The 23,893-nt window shown below is 71.9% G+C and carries 24 protein-coding genes; 4 read left to right on the forward strand and 20 right to left on the reverse strand.

Features of this window, described 5'->3' with window-relative positions:
• Positions 1-72 precede the first annotated feature (72 nt).
• Positions 73-813 (forward strand): IclR family transcriptional regulator, encoded by a 741-nt coding sequence (locus JOF41_RS24635; RefSeq protein ID WP_189222665.1) that lies wholly within the window; start codon positions 73-75, stop codon positions 811-813.
• An 88-nt stretch (positions 814-901) separates the two neighbouring features.
• Here the strand turns inward: JOF41_RS24635 and atpD are convergent, their stop codons facing one another.
• From atpD to JOF41_RS24690, 11 genes are all read right to left on the reverse strand, one after another.
• Positions 902-2,335 carry a F0F1 ATP synthase subunit beta gene (gene atpD, locus JOF41_RS24640; protein WP_189222664.1) on the reverse strand — a complete coding sequence of 478 codons (1,434 nt, stop codon included), beginning with the start codon at positions 2,333-2,335 and terminating at the stop codon, positions 902-904.
• 1 nt (position 2,336) lies between these two features.
• Positions 2,337-3,272 (reverse strand): F0F1 ATP synthase subunit gamma, encoded by a 936-nt coding sequence (locus JOF41_RS24645; protein ID WP_189222663.1) that lies wholly within the window; start codon positions 3,270-3,272, stop codon positions 2,337-2,339.
• Between the two features lie 8 nt (positions 3,273-3,280).
• Positions 3,281-4,927: a F0F1 ATP synthase subunit alpha gene (gene atpA / locus JOF41_RS24650; protein WP_189222662.1), complete on the reverse strand. Its 1,647-nt coding sequence runs from the start codon at positions 4,925-4,927 to the stop codon at positions 3,281-3,283.
• A gap of 46 nt (positions 4,928-4,973) precedes the next feature.
• Positions 4,974-5,801 (reverse strand): F0F1 ATP synthase subunit delta, encoded by an 828-nt coding sequence (locus JOF41_RS24655; protein ID WP_189222661.1) that lies wholly within the window; start codon positions 5,799-5,801, stop codon positions 4,974-4,976.
• A 9-nt stretch (positions 5,802-5,810) separates the two neighbouring features.
• Entirely contained in the window at positions 5,811-6,356 is a 546-nt protein-coding gene (locus JOF41_RS24660) for a F0F1 ATP synthase subunit B (protein WP_189223297.1), read from the reverse strand.
• 34 nt (positions 6,357-6,390) lie between these two features.
• Positions 6,391-6,612 carry an ATP synthase F0 subunit C gene (locus JOF41_RS24665; protein WP_189222660.1) on the reverse strand — a complete coding sequence of 74 codons (222 nt, stop codon included), beginning with the start codon at positions 6,610-6,612 and terminating at the stop codon, positions 6,391-6,393.
• Between the two features lie 71 nt (positions 6,613-6,683).
• Positions 6,684-7,469 (reverse strand): F0F1 ATP synthase subunit A, encoded by a 786-nt coding sequence (gene atpB, locus JOF41_RS24670; protein WP_229795479.1) that lies wholly within the window; start codon positions 7,467-7,469, stop codon positions 6,684-6,686.
• 45 nt (positions 7,470-7,514) lie between these two features.
• The gene (locus JOF41_RS24675; protein WP_189222659.1) at positions 7,515-7,724 is read right to left on the reverse strand and encodes a hypothetical protein; all 210 of its coding nucleotides are present in this window, start codon (positions 7,722-7,724) and stop codon (positions 7,515-7,517) included.
• Positions 7,725-7,771: 47 nt separating this feature from the next.
• Positions 7,772-8,209: a Cg1360 family ATP-synthase-associated protein gene (locus JOF41_RS24680; RefSeq protein ID WP_229795321.1), complete on the reverse strand. Its 438-nt coding sequence runs from the start codon at positions 8,207-8,209 to the stop codon at positions 7,772-7,774.
• Positions 8,210-8,295: 86 nt separating this feature from the next.
• Positions 8,296-9,444: a glycosyltransferase family 4 protein gene (locus JOF41_RS24685; protein ID WP_189222658.1), complete on the reverse strand. Its 1,149-nt coding sequence runs from the start codon at positions 9,442-9,444 to the stop codon at positions 8,296-8,298.
• A 73-nt stretch (positions 9,445-9,517) separates the two neighbouring features.
• The gene (locus tag JOF41_RS24690) at positions 9,518-10,168 is read right to left on the reverse strand and encodes an L-threonylcarbamoyladenylate synthase (RefSeq protein ID WP_209622278.1); all 651 of its coding nucleotides are present in this window, start codon (positions 10,166-10,168) and stop codon (positions 9,518-9,520) included.
• Positions 10,169-10,324: 156 nt separating this feature from the next.
• Between JOF41_RS24690 and JOF41_RS24695 the strand changes: the two genes are divergently transcribed.
• Positions 10,325-11,986: an AbeC-like domain-containing protein gene (locus tag JOF41_RS24695; protein WP_209622280.1), complete on the forward strand. Its 1,662-nt coding sequence runs from the start codon at positions 10,325-10,327 to the stop codon at positions 11,984-11,986.
• A gap of 11 nt (positions 11,987-11,997) precedes the next feature.
• Positions 11,998-12,351, forward strand: coding sequence for a hypothetical protein (locus JOF41_RS24700; protein WP_189222655.1), 354 nt, complete (start codon positions 11,998-12,000; stop codon positions 12,349-12,351).
• Positions 12,352-12,418: 67 nt separating this feature from the next.
• Here JOF41_RS24700 and prmC read toward each other — a convergent pair whose 3' ends face one another.
• The 5 genes from prmC to rpmE all read right to left on the reverse strand — a co-directional run bounded on the left by prmC (position 12,419) and on the right by rpmE (position 17,526).
• Entirely contained in the window at positions 12,419-13,282 is an 864-nt protein-coding gene (gene prmC, locus JOF41_RS24705) for a peptide chain release factor N(5)-glutamine methyltransferase (RefSeq protein ID WP_209622283.1), read from the reverse strand.
• Between the two features lie 137 nt (positions 13,283-13,419).
• A complete protein-coding gene (gene lpdA / locus JOF41_RS24710; protein WP_189222653.1) occupies positions 13,420-14,805 on the reverse strand; it encodes a dihydrolipoyl dehydrogenase in 1,386 nt (461 codons plus the stop codon).
• A gap of 10 nt (positions 14,806-14,815) precedes the next feature.
• Positions 14,816-16,021 (reverse strand): acyl-CoA thioester hydrolase/BAAT C-terminal domain-containing protein, encoded by a 1,206-nt coding sequence (locus JOF41_RS24715; RefSeq protein ID WP_209622286.1) that lies wholly within the window; start codon positions 16,019-16,021, stop codon positions 14,816-14,818.
• 148 nt (positions 16,022-16,169) lie between these two features.
• Positions 16,170-17,231, reverse strand: coding sequence for a peptide chain release factor 1 (gene prfA / locus JOF41_RS24720; protein ID WP_189222651.1), 1,062 nt, complete (start codon positions 17,229-17,231; stop codon positions 16,170-16,172).
• 82 nt (positions 17,232-17,313) lie between these two features.
• Complete coding sequence (gene rpmE / locus JOF41_RS24725) at positions 17,314-17,526, reverse strand: 50S ribosomal protein L31 (protein ID WP_189222650.1); 213 nt, start codon at positions 17,524-17,526, stop codon at positions 17,314-17,316.
• A 252-nt stretch (positions 17,527-17,778) separates the two neighbouring features.
• On the opposite strand from rpmE, the gene JOF41_RS24730 reads away from it, so the two are divergent.
• On the forward strand, positions 17,779-18,192 hold the full coding sequence (locus JOF41_RS24730; RefSeq protein ID WP_209622289.1) for a hypothetical protein: 414 nt from the start codon (positions 17,779-17,781) through the stop codon (positions 18,190-18,192).
• 65 nt (positions 18,193-18,257) lie between these two features.
• Here JOF41_RS24730 and rho read toward each other — a convergent pair whose 3' ends face one another.
• The 4 genes from rho to JOF41_RS24750 all read right to left on the reverse strand — a co-directional run bounded on the left by rho (position 18,258) and on the right by JOF41_RS24750 (position 23,893).
• Positions 18,258-20,300: a transcription termination factor Rho gene (gene rho / locus JOF41_RS24735; protein WP_189222648.1), complete on the reverse strand. Its 2,043-nt coding sequence runs from the start codon at positions 20,298-20,300 to the stop codon at positions 18,258-18,260.
• A 334-nt stretch (positions 20,301-20,634) separates the two neighbouring features.
• Complete coding sequence (gene thrB / locus JOF41_RS24740) at positions 20,635-21,507, reverse strand: homoserine kinase (protein ID WP_229795319.1); 873 nt, start codon at positions 21,505-21,507, stop codon at positions 20,635-20,637.
• Complete coding sequence (gene thrC / locus JOF41_RS24745) at positions 21,504-22,580, reverse strand: threonine synthase (protein WP_189222646.1); 1,077 nt, start codon at positions 22,578-22,580, stop codon at positions 21,504-21,506. Before thrC ends, thrB begins: the two co-directional genes overlap by 4 nt.
• Positions 22,577-23,893: a homoserine dehydrogenase gene (locus tag JOF41_RS24750; RefSeq protein ID WP_189222645.1), complete on the reverse strand. Its 1,317-nt coding sequence runs from the start codon at positions 23,891-23,893 to the stop codon at positions 22,577-22,579. The genes thrC and JOF41_RS24750 overlap by 4 nt, the downstream gene beginning before the upstream one ends.

Below are 23,893 nucleotides of genomic sequence, written 5' to 3' on the forward strand. Positions count from 1 at the left end.
GCACCGCGCCCAGCGTGGAGTGCGTCACACTGCGCGCGGCAGAGTCGTTTCCACTGACCGGGAGATGGGCCGATGCCGGTGCCGAAGTCCCTGCTGGGCCGGGCGTTCACCCTCCTGGGCGTGTTCAGCGAGCAGCGGCCGTCGGCCACGCTGTCCGAGCTGAGCAGGCTGTCCGGGCTGCCGCTGAGCACCACCCACCGGCTGGTCCGGGAACTGCTCCAGTGGCGCGCCCTCGACCGCGACGCGCGCGGCCGGTACTCGATCGGCCTGCGGCTGTGGGAGCTGGGGGCGCTCTCGCCGGGCAGCCTGGACCTGCGCGAGCGCGCCCTGCCGTTCCTGGAGGACCTGGTCGAGGTGACGCGGCACAACGCGCAGCTGGCCATCCGCGACGGCCTGGACGCGGTGTTCGTGGAGCGGCTGTCGGCCAGGGACGCGGTCAGCGTGGTCAGCCGGGCGGGCAGCAGGCTGCCGCTGCACGCCACCGGCGTCGGCCTGGTGCTGCTGGCGCACGCCCCCGCGCAGGTCCAGGAGCTGGCGCTGGCGAGCCCGCTGCGGCGGTTCACCTCCCGCACGATCTGCGCGCCCGCGCGATTACGGGAGGCGCTGGCCCAGGTCCGGCGGGACGGCTACGCCATCAGCGACCGGCAGATCGAGATGATCACCTACTCGGTGGCCGCCCCGGTGCGCGACGCGGGCGGCGAGGTGGTGGCGGCGGTGTCGGTGGTCCTGCCGACCGGGGCGCGCACCGACGCCGCCGTGTCCGCCGTGCGCACCTGCGGCCGGGCCATCTCGCGGGCCCTGGGCGCGCCCTGACCCCGTTGACACCGGCCCCGTGAACGCCGGAGGGCCGGAAACCCGCGCGCGGGTTTCCGGCCCTCCGGATCGGCTCTTCGAAATCAGCTCACTTGCCCGCGAGCTTCTTCGCGTTGGCCTCGACGTCGTCGAGCCCGCCGCAGGAGAAGAACGCCTGCTCCGGGTAGTGGTCGAACTCGCCCTTGCAGACGCGGTCGAACGCCTCGATCGTGTCCTTGATCGGCACGAACGAACCGGGCTGGCCGGTGAACTTCTCGGCCACGATGAAGTTCTGGCCGAGGAAGCGCTCCAGGCGACGGGCGCGGCCGACGAGGACCTTGTCCTCCTCGGACAGCTCGTCCATGCCCAGGATGGCGATGATGTCCTGCAGCTCCTTGTACTTCTGCAGGATCCGCTTGACCTCCTGCGCCACCCGGTAGTGCTCCTCGCCGACGATCGACGGCTCCAGGATGCGGGAGGAGGACGCCAGCGGGTCCACCGCCGGGTAGATGCCCTTCTGCGAGATCGGCCGGGACAGCTCCGTCGTCGCGTCCAGGTGGGCGAAGGTGGTGGCGGGCGCCGGGTCGGTGTAGTCGTCCGCGGGCACGTAGATCGCCTGCAGCGAGGTGATCGACTTGCCTCGGGTCGAGGTGATCCGCTCCTGCAGCTCGCCCATCTCGTCGGCCAGCGTCGGCTGGTAGCCCACGGCGGAGGGCATGCGGCCCAGCAGGGTCGACACCTCCGAGCCCGCCTGGGTGAACCGGAAGATGTTGTCGATGAACAGCAGCACGTCCTGGTTCTGCACGTCGCGGAAGTACTCCGCCATCGTCAGCGCGGACAGCGCGACGCGCATGCGGGTGCCCGGCGGCTCGTCCATCTGGCCGAACACCAGGGCGGTGTCGCCGAGGACGCCCATCTCCTCCATCTCCAGCAGGAGGTCGGTGCCCTCACGGGTGCGCTCGCCGACGCCGGCGAACACCGAGGTGCCGGAGAACTCGCGGGCGATGCGGGTGATCATCTCCTGGATGAGCACCGTCTTGCCCACGCCCGCGCCGCCGAACAGGCCGATCTTGCCGCCCTTGACGTACGGGGTCAGCAGGTCGATGACCTTGATGCCCGTCTCCAGGATCTCGGTCTTGCCCTCGAGCTGGTCGAAGGCGGGCGGGTTGCGGTGGATCTCCCACTGCTCGCCGTCGCGGCCGAGGCCCGGCTTGTCCAGGCAGTCGCCCAGCGCGTTGAACACGTGGCCCTTGACCACGTCGCCGACCGGCACGGAGATCGCCGCGCCGGTGTCGGTGACGGCGGCGCCGCGGACCAGGCCGTCGGTCGGCTGCATCGAGATGCAGCGGACCAGGTTGTCGCCCAGGTGCTGGGCGACCTCCAGGGTCAGCGTCTTGGCCACCGCTTCGTAGGTGATCTCGACGTGCAGGGCGTTGAACAGCTCGGGCACGGCGTCGCGCGGGAACTCCACGTCGACGACGGCGCCGATCACCCTGGCCACACGGCCGGTGCGGGTGGTGGTGGCAGTAGCGGTAGCAGTCATGTCATTCATCACTTCCTGCGCCACCGGTAAGCGCGGAAGCGCCACCGACGATCTCGCTGATCTCCTGGGTGATCTGGGCCTGGCGGGCCGCGTTCATCTGCCTGCTGAGCGTGCGGACCAGCTCGTTGGCGTTGTCCGTCGCGGCCTGCATCGCGGTCCGCCGGGCGGCGGACTCCGACGCGGCGGACTCCAGCAGCGCGGAGAACAGCCGCGTGTTGACGTACTTGGGCAGCAGCGCGCCCAGCAGGGTCTCCGGGTCCGGCTCGAACTCGTAGCCGGGCACCACCCCGTCGGGCTCCTGGCCGTACTCGACCCCGAGCGGCGCGATGCGCTTGGCGACCGGCTGCTGGCTCAGCATGGACTTGAACTCGGTGTAGACGACGTGGATCTCGTCGACGCCCAGCACCCCGTCGGGGCCGGGGGCGTCGCCCTCGTCGTCGCTACCGGCCAGGAACGCCTTGACCACGGCGTCACCCGCGGCCACGGCGTCCCGGTAGTTCGGCGTCTGGGAGAACCCGGTCCACTCGCCCGCCAGCTCGCGCCTGCGGAAGCGGAAGTACCCCACGCCCTTGCGGCCGGTCACGTACAGCACCGGCTCCTTGCCCTCGGAGCGGAGCAGCGAGATCAGCTCCTCCGCGGCCTTGAGCACGTTGGCGTTGTACGCGCCGCACATGCCCTTGTCGCTGGTGACGACCAGGACGGCGGCGCGCTTGGGCTGCTTGCGCGCCTCCAGCAGCGGGTGGTCCAGGTTCGCCGAGGCGCTGGCCAGCGCGGAGAGCACGCTGGTGATCTCCTCGGCGTAGGGGCGCGAGGCCGCGACCCTGCCCTGCGCCCTGGACAGGCGTGACGTGGCGATGAGCTCGTACGCCTTGGTGATCTTGCCGGTCGAGGTGACCGACCTGATCCGTTGGCGCAGCTCGCGAATCTGTGCGGCCATCGCCTACGTCACTTCTCGTTCGGGGCGGGACGGTTGACCTTCACCGACTCCTGCCCGACCTCGTCCGCGCTCATCGGCTCGGCGGGCGCCTCGCTGATGGGGGCGGCCGCGCCGGAGGCGGTGAACTGCTTCTTGAACTCCGCGACCGCGTCCAGGATGCGCCGCTCGGCGTCGTCGGACAGGACCTTGGACTCCACGATGCCCTGGAGCACGTCGCCGTGGTTGCGGCGCAGGCTGTCCTTGAACTCGGCCAGGAACCGGCGCACGTCGCCGACCGGCACGTCGTCCAGGTGGCCCTTGGTGCCCAGGTAGATCTCGACGACCTGCTCCTCGACCGGCACCGGCGAGTACTGGGCCTGCTTGAGCAGCTCCACCAGCCGGGCGCCGCGGTCGAGCTGGGCGCGCGAGGCGGCGTCGAGGTCGGAGGCGAACGCGGAGAACGCCTCCAGCTCGCGGAACTGCGACAGGTCCAGGCGCAGCGAGCCCGCGACCGTCTTCATCGCCTTGATCTGCGCGGCGCCACCCACGCGGGACACCGAGATGCCCACGTTGATGGCCGGGCGCACACCGGCGTTGAACAGGTCGGACTCCAGGAAGACCTGGCCGTCGGTGATGGAGATGACGTTGGTCGGGATGTAGGCCGACACGTCGTTGGCCTTGGTCTCGATGATCGGCAGACCGGTCATCGAGCCGCCGCCCATGTCGTCGGACAGCTTCGCGCAGCGCTCCAGCAGGCGCGAGTGCAAGTAGAAGACGTCGCCGGGGTAGGCCTCGCGGCCCGGCGGGCGGCGCAGCAGCAGCGAGATGGCGCGGTAGGCCTCCGCCTGCTTGGTCAGGTCGTCGAAGATGATCAGGACGTGCTTGCCCTGGTACATCCAGTGCTGGCCGATGGCGGAGCCGGTGTAGGGCGCCAGCCACTTGAAGCCCGCGGGGTCGGACGCCGGGGCGGCCACGATGGTGGTGTACTCCATCGCGCCCGCCTCCTCCAGCGCGGCCTTGACGCCCGCGATGGTGGAGCCCTTCTGGCCGATGGCGACGTAGACGCAGCGGACCTGCTGCTTCGGGTCGCCGCTCTCCCAGGCCTTCTTCTGGTTGATGATCGTGTCCACGCAGACCGCGGTCTTGCCGGTCTTGCGGTCGCCGATGATCAGCTGGCGCTGGCCGCGGCCGATCGGGGTCATCGCGTCGATGGCCTTGATGCCGGTCTGCATCGGCTCGCTCACCGGCTGGCGCTCCAGCACGGTGGCCGCCTGCAGCTCCAGGGCGCGCTGGCCCTCGGCCGCGATCTCGCCGAGGCCGTCGATCGGCTGGCCGAGCGGGTTGACCACGCGACCCAGGAAGGCGTCGCCGACCGGCACGGAGAGCACCTGGCCGGTCCGGCGGACCTCCTGGCCCTCCTCGATCTGGTCGAAGTCGCCCAGGATGACCGCGCCGATCTCGCGGACCTCCAGGTTCAGGGCCACGCCGAGCACGCCGCCGGGGAACTCCAGCAGCTCGTTGGTCATCGTGCCGGGCAGACCCTCGACGATGGCGATGCCGTCGTAGGTCTCGGCGACGACACCGACCTCTTCCCGGTTGACCTCCGGGGAGTAGCTCGAGACGTACTTCTCGATCGCACTGCGGATCTCGTCCGACGAGATCGTCAGCTCCGCCATGTCGTTCCTGCTCTCACTTCGTTCATGGGAAAGGGGCTAACTGCGGTCAGCCTGCGAGGTCGCGGCGGAGGGCCGCCAGCCGACCCGCCACGCTGCCGTCGATGACCTCGTCGCCGATCTTGATCAGCAGGCCGCCTGCCAACGAGGGGTCCACCTCGACGTGCAGTGCGATCGGTCGTGAGTAGATCCTGGTCAACGTGGCGACCAGGCGGTCCTGCTGCTCGACGGACAGCTCAACAGCAGAACGCACGTGGGCCACCGAACGTTCCCGGCGCTTGGCGGCCAGCTCGGCCAGCCTGCCCAGGCCCGGCACCACGCCCAGCCCGCGCGGGGTGCGCACCAGCTGGGTGGCCAGCACGCGGGTGACCTGCTCGACCTTGCCCGAGATGAGGCTGTCGAGCAGGGCCAGCTTGCCCGCGGTGTCACCCGCCGGGTCGGTCAGCACCCGCTCCAGGTCGGTGTCGCCCGCGATGATGCGGCCGAGCCGGAACAGCTCGTCCTCGACCGCGTCGAGGCGGCCGTCGCGCTCGGCCCGGACCAGCAGCGCGGTGCGGGCCAGCGACTCCAGGCCGTCGACCAGCTCGCGCGGGCTGGACCACTTGGCGGTGACCACGCTGACCAGCACGGTCAGCGTCGGGTCGGACACCTTGCCGCCCAGCAGGGTGCGAGCCAGCCGCTCGCGCCCGGCCGGGTCGGACGAGGAGTCGCCGAACGCGCGCCGCAGCTGCGGCTGCGCGCTCAGCAGGTCGACCACGGAGAACAGCTCTTCACCGAGCGCGGTGAGCGCGTCGGCGCTGGCGGTGGCCTCGACCAGCTCCAGCAGCCGCAGTTCGGCGGCTGCCAGAGCGTCGCGACTCGCGGCGTGCAGCGTCATGGACCGTCCCTACTTGGTCGCCGGCGCCGCGGTGGCGTCCAGCTCGTCGAGGAAGCGGTCCACGGTGCCGCGGCGCCGGGCCTCGTCCTCCAGGGACTCGCCCACCACCTTGCCCGCGAGCTCGACCGCCACGCGGCCCAGGTCGGCGCGCAGCTCCGCGACGATCTGGGCGCGCTGCGCGTCGAGCTGGTGCTGGCCCTGCGCGACGATCCGCGCGGACTCGGCCTGGGCCTGCTCCCGCATCTCGTCGATGATCTGCTGGCCCTCGGCCCGCGCGTCGTCGCGGATGCGGGCGGCCTCGGCGCGCGCCTCGGCCAGCTGCTCCCGGTACTGCTCGAGCGTCCGTTGCGCCTCGGCCTGCGCGGCCTCGGCCCTGGCGATACCGCCCTCGATCTTCTCGGTGCGCTCGGCGAGCACCTTCTGGAAGAGCGGCAGCACCTTCTTCCAGAAGACGAAGCCGATGATCGCCAGGCAGACCGCGGACCAAACGATGTCGTAGACGGCCGGGACGAGGGGACTCGGAGTCCCCTCGGCCGCCAGGATCAGGCCGGTCATGGTGGTCACCGCCTTCTCTTATGGGTTCGGTCGATCAGGTGAAGAGGAAGCCGGCGACGAGACCGATCAGGGCCAGGGCCTCGGTGAACGCGATACCCAGGATCATGGTGGTGCGGAGCTGACCGGACAGCTCGGGCTGGCGGGCCATCGCCTCGACGGTCTTGCCGGACACGATGCCCACACCGATGCCGGGGCCAATCGCGGCAAGGCCGTAGCCGATGGCGTTGACGTTGCCTGCGACCTCAGCAAGGTTCATTTCTGTTCGTTCCCTTTCCGGTTGGCCCGTGCCGGGTGCTCCCGGCGCGGGTCGTCCCAAAACTCTGGGTCTCAGTGCTCCGCGTGGAGCGCACCGTCGATGTAGACGGCGGTGAGCAGGGTGAAGATGTAGGCCTGGAGGAACTGCACCAGCAGCTCGAAGATCGTGAAGACGAGCCCCATCAGCAGGGACACCGCCCCCACGGGCGCCAGCAGGAAGTTCCCGGCCTGGAACATCAGGAACCACGCGGCGCTGAAGAACAGCACCAGGGTCATGTGGCCGGCCAGCATGTTCGCCATCAGACGGATCATCAGCGTGCCGGGGCGGATGATGAACGTCGAGGCGAACTCGATCGGCGTCACGAGGATGTACAGCGGCTTGGGCACGCCGGGCGGGAACAGGTTCGACTTGAAGTACTGGCCCGCGCCCTGGGCCTTGATGCCCGCGTAGTTGAACGCCAGGTACGCGACGACCGCCAGGACCAGGGGCAGGCCGATGCGGGCGGTGGCGGGCATGTTCAGCAGCGGGATGACGCCCGAGAGGTTGGCCGCCCAGATCAGGAAGAAGAACGTGGTCAGCAGCGGCAGGAACCGCCTGCCGTTCTGCTTGCCCAGCACGTCTTCGGCGATGTTGACCCGGACGAAGTCCAGCGCCAGCTCACCCAGGTTCTGCACACCCCGCGGCACCAGCTTCGGACGGCGCAGCGCGATCAGGAAGAACGCCGCCAGGAGCACCGTCATGAGGATGCGGATCAGCATGATCCGGTCGACCTCGAACGGGGTACCTTCGAACAGCAGGGCAGGAGGGAAGAACTCTTCGATAGAGGGCTTGTGGAACTCGGCGCCCTCGGCAAGCACCAAGGTGTTCAGCGTGCTCTCCCTGCAGTCGCGGTCGGCGCTGCGTCAGCCCCGGCCGTGGCGTACATAGACGATGTAGAACCCCGTGACAAAGCCCACCGCAAGCCCGATCGGTGTCCAGACCCGGCTGTCGGTGGCCCTGTCGATGAGAAAGCCGATGCCACCCCAGACCGCGGGGCCGGACACCAGCGTGCCGATGATCGACCAGACAGCGCCGTCACCCCTTCGGGGTGTTTTGTCTGACTTGTCACTCATCTACCCCGCACCCTACCAACCAGTCGTCCCACGTCCGTACACGGGGGTTAACGGGCATCGCTCTGACCAGTGCCGGAGGGGTCCACGTACAGCATCCTCGCCTTGAGCACCACCCGCGTCTCGGCGGCCAGGACCACCACGATCGAGACCAGGACGACGACTCCGAAAACGGTCTTGGAGTAGAACGTCAAGTCCCTCAACAGGGCTAGAGCGGCGATCACGATGATCACTTTGAGCAACCAGCTGCCCATGATGGCCCCGCCCGTCACCACCGGCGTCGCCTTGACCGTGAGCAGCACCGACAGCAGCGTGACGAGCAGGAAGCTGCCCGCGATGGCGCCCCCGAGCAGCGCGCCCCACACCCCGGCCGCGCCGGAGGTGAACCAGCCGACGACGGCCGCGATCACCACCACCGGCACCAGCACGAGGAGGGACTGGCGCAACGCCTTGCGCGTCACGTCGGCGGCGTCGAGGGTTCGAGTCACGGGTCCATTGTCGCTGGTCGCCCCGACCAACCAGCCACCGGGTGGCAGCGGGTGGCAGCGCTTGGCAGCGGAGGCGGGGGTCGCCGCTACCGCCGCGCCTCGCGCAGCCGGGGCACGGCCGAGACGAAGAACGCCAGCAGCAGCCCGATGCCCAGGCACCACACCACCACGACCACGTCGAACACGGTCAGCGCGACCGCGCTGAAGGCCAGCACACCCGCCCACAGGTAGATCAGCAGCACGGCCCGCCGCTGCGAGTGGCCGATCTCCAGCAGGCGGTGGTGCAGGTGCATCTTGTCCGCCGAGAACGGGCTCTCCCCGCGCCTGGTGCGCCGGACCACCGCCATCAGCAGGTCCAGCAGCGGCACGAACAGCACCGCCGCCACCACCAGCAGCGGGGACAGCAGGCCCAGCACGTCGGTGGCGCCGAGGCTGTCGTAGTTGAGCTTGCCCGAGGCCGAGGTGGTGGCCGCGGCCAGCATCAGGCCGATCAGCATCGACCCGGAGTCGCCCATGAAGATCCGGGCCGGGTTGAAGTTATGCGGCAGGAAGCCCAGGCACGCGCCCGCCAGCGTGGCGGCGATCAGCGCGGGCGGGTACGAGCCCACGTCGCCCTGGTTCTTGGCCAGCACGCCGATGCAGAACGCGCAGGTGGCCGCCGCGGCGATGAGCCCGATGCCCGCCGCCAGGCCGTCCAGGCCGTCCACGAAGTTCATCGCGTTGATCATGGTGACCGCGAGCAGCACGCTCAGCACCGCGCCCTGGTTCTGGTCCAGCGCCAGCAGCGCGCCCTTGTCCGCGCCCCACGGCACCCAGAAGAACAGCCACTGCAGGCCGAACAGCACCAGGATGCCCGCGGCGGTCACCTGGCCCGCCAGCTTGGTCAGCGAGTCCAGCTCGAACCGGTCGTCCAGGACGCCGACCAGCACGATGACCCCGCCGCCGACCATCACCGCGTACGGGTCGTTGGAGAAGTCGAAGGCCGAGCGCAGTACCGGCAGCTGGTGCGCCAGCAGCATCCCGCCCAGCACGCCGCCGTACATCGCCAGACCACCCATCCGGGGCATGGGCTTGACGTGCACGTCGCGTTGCCGGGGGTAGGCGACCGCGCCGATGCGGAAGGCCAGCAGGCGGACGAGCCCGACGAGCAGGAACGTCACCACCGCGGCGGTCAGCGCGACGAGGAGGTACTCCCGGACGGGGAGCACGGCGGAGGAGGCAGGCAACTGGCCCACTGGAGCTAGCCCCTCGGAGGTGGGGGTGGGAACACTGGGAGGAGCACCACGCTACCCCGTCGTCGAAGATCCACTAGCGGGCGACCTCGACTTCGACGCCCAGCGCCTTGGAGACCTCCGCGACCGGCACCGCGCCCTCGCGCAGCACCACCGCGTCCGGGCCGGTCAGGTCGACGATGGTGGAGGCGATGTTCTCCGTCGCGGGACCGCCGTCGAGGTAGACCGCGACGTCCTCGCCGAGCTGCTCCACGGCCTCGGCCGCGGTGCCCGCGGGCGGGAAGCCGGACTTGTTGGCGCTGGAGACGGCCATCGGGCCGACGTCGCGCAGCAGCTCCAGGGCCACCGGGTGCAGCGGCATCCGCAGCATCACCGTGCCGCGGGTCTGCCCGAGGTCCCAGGCCAGCGACGGCGCGTGCGGCAGCACCAGGGACAGCCCGCCCGGCCAGAACGCCTCGATCAGCGCGCGGGCCTGCCTGGGCACCGAGAGGACCAGGCCGTCGATGGTCGTCCAGGAGCCGACCAGCACCGGCACCGGCATGTCCGGGCCGCGCCCCTTGGCGGCCAGCAGCGAGCGCACCGCGGCGGCGTCGAAGGCGTCGCAGCCGATGCCGTAGACCGTGTCGGTGGGCAGCACCACGAGCCGTCCGGAGCGGACCGCAGCCGCGGCGGCGGCGAGGCCGGCCGTCCGATCTTCCTGGACCCCGCAGTCGTAGACCGTACTCACCCGGCGAATCCTGGCACAGCCCGTCCGGCGGCCTCCGACGGCCTCCGCCTCACCCGAAGTCCACTCGATCGGCCCAGGACATTCGGGACCGCTCCCCGCCCGTGCCGTCCAGAATGCGGGGTATCGCGTTCCCGGCCGCGGGGAGTGGATGACCGAATGCCCGAAAAAGACGGGGTGACCCGGTACCTGTGCGCGGCGGCGCACCTGGACCGCAAATTCGCCGACGACGCCATCCGCGAATTCCTGACCGAGCCGACCAGGGCGTTCGCCCCGTCGCCGGGGGTGGACGGCGGCGCGGTGCTGCGCGAGGCGGTGGCGGCCCGGACCAGGCGCAGGACGCGCGACGCCGTGCTGTGCGCGCTGGTGCTGCTGTTCGCCTTCGCCGCGCCGCTGACGACCCTGTGGTGGGCGGTGATCGCGGTGATCGCGGCGTTGCCCCGGTGGGGCGCCCGGCTGGCCAAGCCGAGCGACCCTCGAAATCCGCAGGCGAAAAGCGCTCCGCCCGCGCTCTTCGTGGGTTTGGTGGTGGCCGCGTTATACCTGCTCGTCCAAATCGTCATGTACACGACCGGTGAATCGCTGTTCGACAGCGGTTCCCGGTACGACTCCCGGTACGAGGAGGACCCCGAGCCCGTCCCGGTGGTTCCGTTCCTGATCGCGCCGCTGATCGTCCTGGTGGTCCTGCTGGACCGGCTGGCGGTGTGGTCGATGCTGACCACGAGCTTCCGCCGCGACCGGTTCCGGGCCCCCACCACCACCGACCGGTGGCTGGGCGAGCGGCGGGTGCGCAGCCTGGGCCACCGCGCCCACGAGGCCGAGCTGGCCGCCTGGGACGGCGGGGACGCCTCGGCGGGCGCCGGGCCGGTGACCACCGTCTACCGCGGCTACGACCCGTTCGTGGGCGCCGGGCTGAGCTACCAGCCGTGGTCGCTGGCCTTCCCCCTGGACCCGAAGGACCCGGAGCGGGCCGTCACCCCGTTCACCCTGGCCGAGCTGTACGACGCGGTGCAGCACGACCTGCTGTCGCTGGGGCGCTCCGCCGCGCTCTCGCCGAGCAACCGGCTCAGCGGGCTGACCGCCGTGGAGCGGGTGGTGGTGCCCGCGGACGACCTGGTGGCGCGCGTCGGCGAACCGGAGGCCGCGGCCGTGCTGCCGGACCCGCGCGGCAGGCCGAACCGCACCCTGCCCAGGGAGGTCGCCGACCGGGTGCTGGCGGGTCCGCTGGAGTGGATGCGGTACTTCCGGTGCTTCCAGGTCCAGACCTGGGACCTGGACCTGGTGGTGTCGTCCTACCTGCACCTGGGCTCGGACGAGCGGATGCTCTACGTCGAGTGGACGCCCTGCGTGCTGCTGCCGGTCAAGGACGGGTACCGGGCCATCGACCGCATGTCGCGCACGCCGTGGTGGCCGGTGGTGCGGACGCTGGGGGTGCTGGCGCGCCTGCCGGTGACGTTCTTCGGGCGGCTGTGGCACGCGACGATGCCGATCCTGCCCATCCGCGAGCAGCGCGGCCAGGTCCGGGCCGAGCGGTACGGCGCGCTGCGCAGCCTGCGGGAGATGGGCGCGGCCGACGACGTGCAGGACTACTTCCAGCGCACCGACCTGGAGCGCTACATCAAGCTCATGGAGGCCCGCCTGCTCCGGTCGATCGGCCGGTTCCTGGAGGAGCGGGGCATCGCGGTCACCGAGTTCATGGCCCAGGCCAACCAGGTGTTCAGCAAGAACGTGCACATCGAGGGCTCGGTCACCGGCAACGTGTTCGTCGGCGACCACAACAGGAGCGGGAACGTCTCGGCGACGGCCCGCCCGAACGGGTGAGGGGCGGTGCGGTGAACGACCACGGCATCCAGGTCGGCGGCGACGCGACCGGCAACTTCGTCATCGGCGACCACAACACCACCGGCGACGTCGTCACCGGTCCGCGTGCCGACGCCCTCGCCGAGGCGCGGGCCCTGCTGGCCGCGCTGCGCGCCGAGGTGGCGGCGAACCCGGAGGGCACGCCCGGCCGCGAGTCGGCCCTGGACACCCTCGACGACCTCGACGCCGAACTGGCCGAGCCGCGGCCCAGCCCGCCGCGCGCCCAGCGCCTGCTGGACCGGCTCTCCCAGCGGCTCACCGGTGGTCTCGCCACGGCCACCAGCGCGGTCGAGCTGGCCGAGAAGGTGCAGGCCCTGTTCGCCTAGCCCCCAGCGTCTGCAAGTACCACCCGGCACGCCCACGAGGGCCGCTGACCACTACCCGTGGGCGGAGCTAGCGCCTGCGGGCGGTGGCGAAGCGGGGGCGGCCCGCGAGGTCGCGGTGGTCGGCGGCGTCGGCCAGGTCCGGGTGGGCTGCCAGCAGCGCGGGGACGGACTCGCCCTGGGTGTCGTCGTGCTCGATCCCGACGTGGCCGCCTGGCCGCAGCAGGCGCGCCGCCAGGCCGACCACGTGGCGGATCACGTCCAGCCCGTCCGGCCCGCCGAACACCGCCTGGCGGGGGTCGTGCTCGGCCACCTCGGGCTGCACCGGCGTGTCGTCCGGCACGTACGGCGGGTTGCACACCACCAGGTGCACTCGCCCGTCCAAGTCGGACAGCACACCCGATGAGGTGACGTCGCCCTCGTGCAGGGTGATCGGGGGGTCGCCCGCCGCCACGCGGGCCTCGGCGTTGCGGCGCGTCCACCCCAGCGCCACCGGGTCGCGCTCGACCGCGTGCACCACGGCGTCGCGGCGGCGGTGCGCCAGGGCCAGCGCCAGCGCCCCCGACCCGGTGCACAGGTCGACCACCACCGGCTCCGGCACGCCGTCCACGGCGGACAGCGCCCACTCCAGCAGCAGCTCGGTCTCCGGGCGCGGCACGAACACGCCGGGGCCGACCAGCAGGTCGACCCCGCCCAGGTGCACCGAGCCGGTGAGGTGCTGCAGCGGGACCCGCTCGGCCCGCCTGCGCACCAGCTCGCGCAGCGCCTCCACCACCGGCGGGTCGACCTGGCCCACCAGCGGCAGCCGCGACCTCGGCACGCCGAGCACGTGGGCGGCCAGCAGCTCGGCGTCCACCCTCGGGCTGTCCACACCCGCCGCGGCCAGCACGCGCTCGGCTTCCAGCACGGCCGGGCGCAGCGGATGTCTGCTCATGCCCCGAACTCTAACCGCCTGCAAGTACTACCCGACCCACCGGAACGGGCCGCTGACTACTACCCGGCTCGCGGCACACCGGGCCGGGTAGTAGTTACGCGCTCGACGGGGGCGCACGGGTAGTACTTGCCGGTGCGTCAGAAGTTGATCATGTGACCGGCCAGGCCGTGCACGGCCTCCTTGACCGCCTCGCTCAGCGTGGGGTGGGCGTGCACGTTGCGCGCCACCTCGTGCACCGTGAGGTCCCACTGCTGCGCCAGGGTCAGCTCCGGCAGCAGCTCGGTGACGTCCGGGCCGATCATGTGCGCGCCCAGCAGCTCGCCGTACTTGGCGTCGCTGATCAGCTTCACGAAACCGCTCGGGTCGGCCAGGCCGTGCGCCTTGCCGTTGGCGGTGAACGGGAACTTCGCCACCTGGACGTCGTAGCCCTTCTCCCGCGCCTGCTCCTCGGTCCAGCCGAAGCTGGCGATCTGCGGCTGGCAGAAGGTCGCCCTCGGGATCATCGCGAAGTCCAGCTCCATGGTCTCCGCGCCCGCGATGGTCTCCGCCGCCACGATGCCCATCGACTCCGCCGCGTGGGCCAGCATCAGCTTCGCGGTCACGTCGCCGATGGCGAAGATGTGCGGCACGGTGGTCCGGCCGCGGTTGTCCACCGCGATGGCGCCGCGCTCGGTCAGCTCCACGCCGGTGTTCTCCAGGCCGTAGCCCTCCACCCGCGGCTGGAAACCGATGGCCTGCATGACCTTGTCGGCCTCCAGGACCTCCTGCTCGCCGTCCTTGGAGACGGTGACGCGGACCTTCTCGCCGCTGTCGTCGATGGACTCCACGCGCGTGGAGGTGCGCACCTCGATGCCCAGCCGCTTGTAGCGCTTGGCCAGCTCGGTGGAGACCTCGACGTCCTCCAGCGGCACCATCCGGTCGAGGAACTCGACGATGGTCACCTTGACGCCGTAGTTGTGCAGCACGTAGCCGAACTCGACGCCGATCGCGCCCGCGCCCGCGATGACGATGCTCTCCGGCAGCTCCTCCGAGAGGATCTGCTCCTCGTAGGTCACCACGCGGTCGGACAGCTTCGTGCCGGGCAGCAGGCGGGTCTTGGCGCCCGCGGCGATGATGGCGTGGTCGAAGGTGATGGTCTCGTCGCCGACCTGGATGGTGTTGGCGTCGGTGAACGTGCCGAAGCCGTTGTACTCCGTGATGCCGTTCTTCTTCATCAGGAAGTGCACGCCCTTGACGCGCCCGTCGGCGACCTTGCGGCTGCGCTGGAAGGCCGCGCTGTAGTCGAACCGGACCGTGCCGTCGACCTGGATGCCGAAGGTCTTCTGCTCGTGGGTGAACAGGTGCGCCAGCTCGGCGTTGCGCAGGAGCGCCTTGGACGGGATGCAGCCCACGTTCAGGCAGACCCCGCCCCAGTAACGCTCCTCGACGACCGCCGTCTTCAGCCCGAGCTGGGCCGCGCGGATCGCGGCGACGTACCCGCCTGGCCCCGCACCGAGGACCACGACGTCAAAGTGTGCGCTCATGCGCACAACACTAGGTCCCCAGCTGTTCGGAGAAGAACTCGATGGCCCGTCGCCACGCGTCCGCCCGCGCCGCGGCCGTCGCGGCGGGCGCACCGCCCACGAGGAAGGGCACGTCGGGGCCGGGGATCACCAGGTCGGTGGTCGGCCGGTGCGGCGGACCCGCGATCAGGTGTCCCGCTTCCGGGTACACCACGTGCTCGTACCGGAACGGGTGATCGTGCGCGGCCAACCGGCGCTCGGCGACCTCGCTCAGCTCCACGCAGGGCCAGCTCGCGTCCCGCCCGGATGAGAGCAGCAACACACCCCCGTTGATCCGCTCCACCGGGATCTCGGTCTCCTCCGGGATGCCGTCGGTGAGGTCGAACGCCAGCCCCAGCGGCACCGGGTCGCCGTTGACCACCCGCGCCCGCAGCTCGTCCGGGAGCGAGTAGGGCAGGTACGGCAGCGGGCGGCCCTGCCACGTCCACGACGCGGCCTCGCCGTCCAGCTTCTGCAGCAGCCTGCGGCCCGGCGCGATGCCCTGGGTGACCACGCCGCTGCCGACCACGCTGACCACGGCTCGGACCTGCGGGAACGTCGCCCCGACCAGCAGCGCCAGTTCACCACCGCGCGACCTGCCGATGACCCCGACCTCGCCCGCGCGCCCCTTGAGGTGCTCGATGCCCGCGCCGAAGTACTCCAGCGGGATGTCGACCAGGTCGTCGGGCACGCCCGCAGCACCGAAGTAGGCCAGCGCCAGCGCCGCGAACCCGTGCCCGGCCAGCAGCGCGGCGTCGAGCTCGTGCGACCCGCCCTCGGAGCCGCTCAGCACCACCACGCCGGGGTGGGTGTCGTCGTCGTCGGGTTCGAACAGCACGCCGACCAGGCCGTTGTCGCGGACTTCGGTCCTCCGCACGCCCCGGGGCACGGTTCGCCGGTCCAGCTCGACCTTGCCCACGCCCGCGACCTCCAGCAGGGTCGGTCCCGGTTCGTCGCCGGTCCGCTCCGCCGACCAGAACAGGCCCATCGGGTCGACGCCCTGGTAGCTGCCCTCCAGGGGCGCGTGCCGGGTTACGTCGACCACACCGCGCTCGTCGGCGGCGAACACCGCCTCAGCGGCCCAGTCGCCGGTGGTCAGGCGGATCGTGACGGCCTGGTCGGGGGTCAGCCCGGTGACCACGATGGACAGCTCGGCGTCCAGCGGCGCGCTCTGCGGGTTGACCAGGATGTCCGCCATCGCGCCCCCTCGGCGTGTGTCACCCGCCCGAGCGAGCGGGAGTCCTACCCCTCCATGGTGCGAGGTCCACCCTGCGTCCACAAGCGGACGATCTACCCCACCACCCCGCGAGTCGAACGCTCAGGTACCGCGGGGTGGGCGTGCGGGGTCAGGAGGCGGAGAGGCGGGCGGCGCGGTCGGCGGCGGCGAGGGCGTCGAGGACGGCGTCGAGGTCGCCGTCGAGGACCTGGTCCAGGTTGTGCGCCTTGTAGCCGACCCGGTGGTCGGAGATGCGCGACTCGGGGAAGTTGTAGGTGCGCACCCGCTCGGACCGGTCCACCGTCCGGATCTGCGTGCGCCGCGCGTCGGAGGCCTCCTGCTGGGCCTTCTCCTCGGCCAGCGCGGTCAGCCTGGCCTGGAGCACCTGCATCGCGCGGGCCTTGTTCTGCAGCTGCGAGCGCTCGTTCTGGCAGGAGACCACGATGCCGGTCGGCAGGTGGGTGATCCGCACCGCCGAGTCGGTGGTGTTCACGCTCTGCCCGCCCTTGCCGGAGGACCGGAACACGTCCACCCGCAGGTCGTTCTCGTCGATCTCGACCTCGACGTCCTCGGTCTCCGGGAACACCAGCACGCCCGCCGCCGAGGTGTGGATGCGGCCCTGGGACTCGGTCACCGGCACCCGCTGCACGCGGTGCACGCCGCCCTCGTACTTCAGCCGCGACCACACCCCGTCGGGTGAGTCGCCGCGGCCCTTGATGGCCACCGTGACGTCCTTGAACCCGCCCAGGTCGGAGTCGGTGCCGTCGAGCACCTCGGCCTTCCAGCCCTGCCGCTCGGCGTAGCGCAGGTACATCCGCAGCAGGTCGCCCGCGAACAGCGCGGACTCCTCGCCGCCCTCGCCGGACTTGATCTCCAGCACCACGTCGGCGGAGTCGTGCGGGTCGCGGGGCAGCAGCAGCTCGGTGAGCTTCTCCTCCAGCGCGGGCACGCGCGCGGCCAGCTCCTCGGCCTCGGCCGCGAACGCCGGGTCCTCCGCGGCCAGCTCGCGGGCCGCCTCCAGGTCGTCGCGCACCTGCTCCAGCTCGCGGGCGGTGCGCACGATCGGGGTCAGCTCGGCGTAGCGCTTGCCCAGCTTGCGCGCCCCCGCCTGGTCGGCGTGGACCGACGGGTCGGCGAGCTTGGCCTCCAGCTCGGCGTGCTCGGCGAGCAGGGTGTCCAGTGGCGCGGTCACGGTGGTGCTCCGGGGCTAGGAGGGGTCTGGAGACGACAAACGGCGCCCACCCAGCCGCGCTGGGTGGACGCCGTCGGAGCAGCTACTTGGCGCGCTTGCCGTAGCGGGCCTCGAAGCGCGCGACCCGACCACCGGTGTCGAGGATCTTCTGCTTGCCGGTGTAGAACGGGTGGCAGTTGGAGCAGACCTCGACGTGGATCGTGCCGGAGGACTTGGTGCTGCGGGTGGTGAAGGTGTTGCCGCAGCCGCAGGTGACCTCGGTCGTCACGTACTCGGGGTGAATGCCAGTCTTCAACGTCTTGTCCTGTTCTGCTGGGGTGGCCGCCGGGTCCTCCGCGGAGGTGAACGCGGGGGTGAACCGGAGCCGGACTCGACCTGACAGTCTGCCAGATCTGCTGACACCTGCTGCAACGCACCCGGCGCCCGCCCTGTTCCGTGGCCGAGCTCACTACCACTCGCCGATCGGCTGCGACCACTGGGCGCACGGGCACGGCCCCGTGGGGGCACGCCTGCTGCACCGGCGGCGTTTCGACCCCACACTGTGCCGGTGCTGTGCGTGACCGGGAGCCCGTTGCGGCTGATCACGTGGTTGGCGGTGCCGGTGCTGTTCATCAGCGCCGTGCTCGGCCTGGTCGGGTTGGCCTGCCTGCTGCTGGACCTGCCCGGCGAGGGGGTGGGGCTGTCCACCACCCTGTTCGGCGCCGCGACCGCGGTGACCGGTGTGACGGGCGGCGCGGTGACCTGGACCTCGGCCTGGCAGCGCAGGTGGCTGCGCCTGGCCTACCCGGCCGCGCTGCTGGTGGCGGGCGTGGCGGTGGACGGCGTGCGGCTGCCGGTCGCGGTGGTCGTCGCGGTCGGCCTGCCCTCGGTCGCCCTGCTGGTCGCGCGGTACTTCGTGGAGCGCAGGCGCACCGCCGCGCTGGTCGCGGCGGGGCGGCTGCCCCTCGGCGGCTGTCGCTGAAGAGCCCCTGGGAGCACGACGGCCCGCCAGGCGGGGAGCCTGGCGGGCCGTGCGCGGGGCGCCGATCAGTCGTTGTCGGAGCCCGGCGTCGTCTTCGCCACCTGCATCAGGAACTCGATGTTGGTGCGGGACTTGCGCAGCCGGTCCAGCAGCAGGTCGATGGCCTGCTGGCTGTCCAGCGCGTGCAGCACGCGGCGCAGCTTGTGCATGACCGCCAGCTCGTCCGGCGACAGCAGCAGGTCTTCCTTGCGGGTGCCGGACGAGTCCACGTCCACCGCGGGGAAGGTGCGCTTGTCGGCGATCTTGCGGTCGAGCTTGAGCTCGGCGTTGCCGGTGCCCTTGAACTCCTCGAAGATCACGCTGTCACCCGCGGACCCGGTCTCCACCAGCGCGGTGGCGATCACGGTCAGCGAGCCGCCGTTCTCGATGTTGCGCGCCGCGCCGAGGAACCGCTTCGGCGGGTAGAGCGCGGTCGAGTCGACACCACCGGACAGGATGCGCCCGGACGCCGGGGCGGCCAGGTTGTAGGCGCGGCCCAGCCGGGTGATCGAGTCCAGCAGCACGACCACGTCGTGACCCATCTCGACCAGGCGCTTGGCCCGCTCGATGGCCAGCTCCGAGATCGTGGTGTGGTCCGACGGCGGGCGGTCGAAGGTGGAGGCGATGACCTCGCCCTTCACCGACCGCTGCATGTCGGTGACCTCTTCGGGGCGCTCGTCCACGAGCACGACCATCAGGTGGCACTCGGGGTTGTTCTTGGTGATCGCGTTGGCGATCGACTGGAGCACCGAGGTCTTGCCCGCCTTCGGCGGCGACACGATCAGGGCGCGCTGGCCCTTGCCGATCGGCATCACCAGGTCGATGACGCGCGTGGTGAGGATGTGCGGCTCGGTCTCCAGCCGCAGGCGCTCGTTGGGGTACAGCGGCGTCAGCTTGGTGAAGTCCTGCCGGTTGCGGGACTCCTCCGGGTCGAGGCCGTTGATCTTGTCCACGCGCACCAGCGGGTTGAACTTCTGCCGCTGCTGCTCGCCGTCGCGGGGCTGGCGGACCGCGCCGATGATGGCGTCACCGCGGCGCAGGCCGTACTTGCGCACCAGCGACAGCGACACGTAGACGTCGTTCGGCCCCGCCAGGTAGCCCGAGGTGCGGACGAACGCGTAGTTCTCCAGCACGTCGAGGATGCCCGCGACGGGCAGCAGGACGTCGTCCTCGCGGACCTCCGTGTCCGTCCCGCCGCCGGTGCCCTCGCCCCGGCCGCCGCGGCGACGCCGGTCGCGGAACCTGCGGCCGCGACGGCCGCCGTCCTCGTCGTCGCCGTCGTCCGGGCCGTTCGCGCGGTCGCGGTTCTGGCCCCGGTCGCCCCGGTCGCCCCGGTCCTGCCGGTCGCCCCGGTTGCCCCGGTCCTGCCGGTCACCGCGCTCGGCACGGCCGCCGCGCTCACCGCGCTCGGACCGCTCCTGGCGCTCACCGCGCTGGTCGCCGCGCTGCTCGGACCGCTCCTGGCGCTCGCCGCGCTGGTCGGACCGCTGCTCGGCGCGCTCCGGCTGCTGCGGGCGCTCGGCCTGCGGGGCCTCGCCGCCCGTGGGCGCCTCCGGGCTGCCCGCGGGCCGGTTGGCGGAGCGGCGGCGGCGGTTGCCGCGACGGCCGCCCTCCTCCTCGGCGGGGCGCTCGGTGACGTCGAGCTGCTGCTGGGTCGGCTTGTCGACCGGCTTGTCAGCGGCGGGCTTCTCGACGACGGCCTTGTCCGCGACGGGCTTGTCGGCGGGCTTCTCGGCGGCGGGGGCCTCGGCGGGCTTCTCGGCGGTGGTCGCCTTGGCCTTCTCGGCCTTGGGCGGCGTCGCGGCGTTGCCCCGACCGGAGGTGCCGCCCTGCCGCTCCTTGATGGCCGCGATGAGGTCACCCTTGCGGAGCCCCGCGGTACCGGTGATGCCGAGCTGACCTGCGAGTTCGCGGAGTTCGGCCAGCACCATGCCGGAGAGGCCCGCGCGCTTGCGCGTGGGGGCGCTGCCGTTGGTAGGGGTGGTCAGAGCGGTCTCCTCGGCTCCGGAACTGGCAGCGGCGTTGGGAGCAGCAGGAGCTTCGCTGCTCAGCACATCAGTGTTGCTCACACATGTCCTTCCTGACCGGACCGCGCCTCCTACGCGGTCCAGCGGACCTGCCGTCCGACGAATCGCGGAACGGCAGTCCCATCCGGTGCAGGCGGATCTCGTGCGCACGAATGCGGAGCCCACCGACAGAGGACGGATTCTCGGTCACACGGCGATCGGGTGCCTTCCAGCGCCAACCCCGTCCGTACGGCACAGGGCTGAGCCACTGGAGGAATGCGTTCCGGAGCGACTGTCCGGGCACCACACCGGCGCCCGTGCGCGCGGTGACTGATGGCCCCGAGGGTAGACGCCGCTCCGTTCAGGTGCAACAACCGGTGCCCGGCGCGTCGCGCCCTCAGCCGAGTGGCGCAACCCGCGCGCCGTCGAGGTCCACCGGCACCGGTCGCACCGCGAACCCCGAGGTGTCCACCTCTTCGGGCAGCACCCCGCCGGGGGGCAGCGCCAGCGCGGTCGGCCCCGCACCCGACACCGCGGCGGGCACCCCCGCCGCCCGCAGCGCCGCCACCAGGCGCGTCGTCGCAGGCCAGGCCGGTTCCCGGTACGGCTCGTGCAGCCGGTCGTCCAGGGCGTCGAGCAGCAGCGACGGGTCGCGGGTCAGCGCGTGCACGGCCAGCGCGGACCGGCCCGCGGCGAACGCCGCGTCCTCGTGCGGCACCCGCGCGGGCAGCAGCCCGCGCGTGGTCCTGGTGGACGACTCCTGCTCGGGCACCAGCACCACCGGCGACACGTCGGGGTGCGGGTCGACCCGGACGGACCGGAACCGCCGCTCCTTCGACCAGGCGATGGCCACGCCGCCGAACATGCAGGCGGCGGCGTTGTCGGCGTGGCCCTCGAACTCGGCGGCCAGTTGCAACGCACTCGTGTCCGGTTCGCGACCGCCCAGCGCGAACGCCGCCGCCACGCCCGCCACCACGGCCGCCGACGACGAGCCCAGGCCGCGCGCGTGCGGGATGGTGTTGCGGCAGCGCAGCACCAGGCCGGGGACCTTCACGTCGAGCAGCTCGCAGCCCGCCCGGAAGGCCCGCACGACCAGGTGGTCCTCGCCGGTGGGGACGTCGGTGTAGTCCCCGGAGACCTCGACGACCAGCCCTTCCTCGACGACCTCGAACTCGACCACGTCGTGCAGGCCCAGCGCCATGCCCAGCGCGTCGAAGCCGGAGCCGAGGTTGGCGGTGGAGGCGGGGACGGTGACGCGGACACCCGTCACGCCAGCTCCAGCGCGTGGGCCACGGCACCGGGGTCGACCGGGACCGGCTCGACCTCGCCCATCCCCAGCAGCGCGGTGTCCGGGTCCTTCAGGCCGTGCCCGGTGACCGTGCACACCACCGTGGAGCCCTTGGGCAGCCTGCCGTCGGCGGCGGTGGCCAGCAGGCCCGCCACGCTGGTGGCCGACGCCGGCTCGACGAAGATGCCGTCGTGCCTGGCCAGCAGCCGGTAGGCGGCCAGGATCCGCTCGTCGGTGACCGCCTCGAACAGGCCGCCGGAGGAGTCCTTGGCGTCCACCGCGCCCGCCCACGACGCCGGGCTGCCGACCCGGATGGCGGTGGCGATGGTCTCCGGGTTGGCCACCGGCTCGCCCAGCACCAGCGGCGCCGCGCCCGCCGCCTGGAAGCCGAACATCCGCGGCGTGGAGTTGGTCACACCGTCGGCGGCGTAGTCGGAGTAGCCGCGCCAGTAGGCGGTGATGTTGCCCGCGTTGCCCACCGGCAGGCAGTGCACGTCCGGGGCGCGGCCCAGCACGTCGCAGATCTCCCAGGCTGCGGTCTTCTGGCCGACCAGCCGCACCGGGTTGACCGAGTTGACCAGGGTCACCGGGTACTCCGCGGCGGTCTTGCTGGCCAGCTCGAGGCAGTCGTCGAAGTTGCCGTCGATCTGCAGGATGCGCGCGCCGTGGGCGACCGCCTGGGCCAGCTTGCCCAGCGCGATCTTGCCGCGCGGCACCAGCACCGCGGCGGTCAGCCCGGCCTTGGCCGCGTAGGCGGCGGCGCTGGCCGAGGTGTTGCCGGTGGAGGCGCAGATCACCGCCGAGATGCCGCTGGCCAGCGCGTGCGTCATGGCCACGGTCATGCCGCGGTCCTTGAACGAGCCGGTCGGGTTCGCGCCCTCGACCTTGATGTGCACGTCGCAGCCGGTCAGCTCGGACAGGTGCGCCGAGTGGACCAGCGGGGTGCCGCCCTCGTGCAGGGTGACCACCCGCGCGCCCTCGGGCAGCGCGATCCGGTCCGCGTAGGCGTGGATGATGCCGGGCCACCCCGGTCGCACGCCCGCCTGGATCGTCATGACTCCTCGCCTTCCACGCGCATCACGCTGACCACTTCCCGGACCACGGGCAGCCCGGCGATCTTGTCCACGGTGGAGCGCAGCGCCGCGTCGGTCGCGGCGTGCGTGACGACCACCAGGCTCGCGTCCGCGACGCGCACCTCCTGCCGGACCGCGGCGATGCTCACGCCGTGGTCCGCGAACACCGCCGCCACCTGCGCCAGCACGCCCGGTTTGTCGGCCACGTCCAGGCTGATGTGGTAGCGGGTCGGGGTCTGCCCCATCGGCCGCACCGGCAGCGCCGCGTAGGCCGACTCGCGCGGCCCGCGACCGGCCACGACCCGGTTGCGGGCCACCGCCACCAGGTCGCCCAGCACCGCGCTGGCGGTGGGCGCGCCGCCCGCGCCCTTGCCGTAGAACATCATCTCGCCCGCCGCGTCGGCCTCGACGAACACCGCGTTGAACGCGCCGCCGACCCCGGCCAGCGGGTGCGAGCGCGGGATCATCGCCGGGTGCACCCGCGCCGAGACCGACTCCTCGCCACTGGCCGAGGTCACCCGCTCGCAGATGGCCAGCAGCTTGACCGTGCGGCCCAGGCCCTTGGCGGCGGCCACGTCGGCGGCGGTGACCGCGGCGATGCCCTCGCGGTGCACGTCGGCGGCGGTGACCCTGGTGTGGAAGGCCAGCGAGGCCAGGATCGCGGCCTTGGAGGCGGCGTCGAAGCCGTCCACGTCCGCGGTCGGGTCCGCCTCGGCGTAGCCGAGCCTGCTGGCCTCCTCCAGCGCCTCGCCGTAGCCCGCGCCGGTGGCGTCCATGCCGGAGAGGATGTAGTTGGTGGTGCCGTTGACGATGCCCATCACGCGGGTGATCCGGTCCCCGGCCAGCGACTCGCGCAGCGGCCGCAGCAGCGGGATCGCCCCCGCCACGGCCGCTTCGAAGTACAGGTCCGCACCGGAGGCGTCGGCGGCCTCGAACAGCGCGCCGGAGTGCTCGGCCAGCAGCGCCTTGTTCGCCGTCACCACCGACTTGCCCGCGCGCAGCGCGTCCAGCAGCAGGGTCCTGGCGGGCTCGATGCCGCCGATGACCTCCACCACCACGTCCACGTCCGAGGCGACCAGGCCCGCCGCGTCGGTGGTCAGCAGCTCGGCGGGCACCTCGCGGTGCTTGTTCGGCTTGCGCACGGCGATGCCCGCCAGCTCCACCGGGGCGCCCACGCGCGCGGTGAGGTCGGCGGCCTGGTCGGTGAGCAGCCGGACCACCTCGGCGCCGACCGTGCCGCAGCCCAGCAGGGCGACCCGGATCGGTTTGCCGTCGGGCAGTTTCTGGCCAGGCAC

It is taken from the genome of Saccharothrix coeruleofusca (assembly GCF_017876325.1).
Classification (GTDB): domain Bacteria; phylum Actinomycetota; class Actinomycetes; order Mycobacteriales; family Pseudonocardiaceae; genus Actinosynnema; species Actinosynnema coeruleofuscum.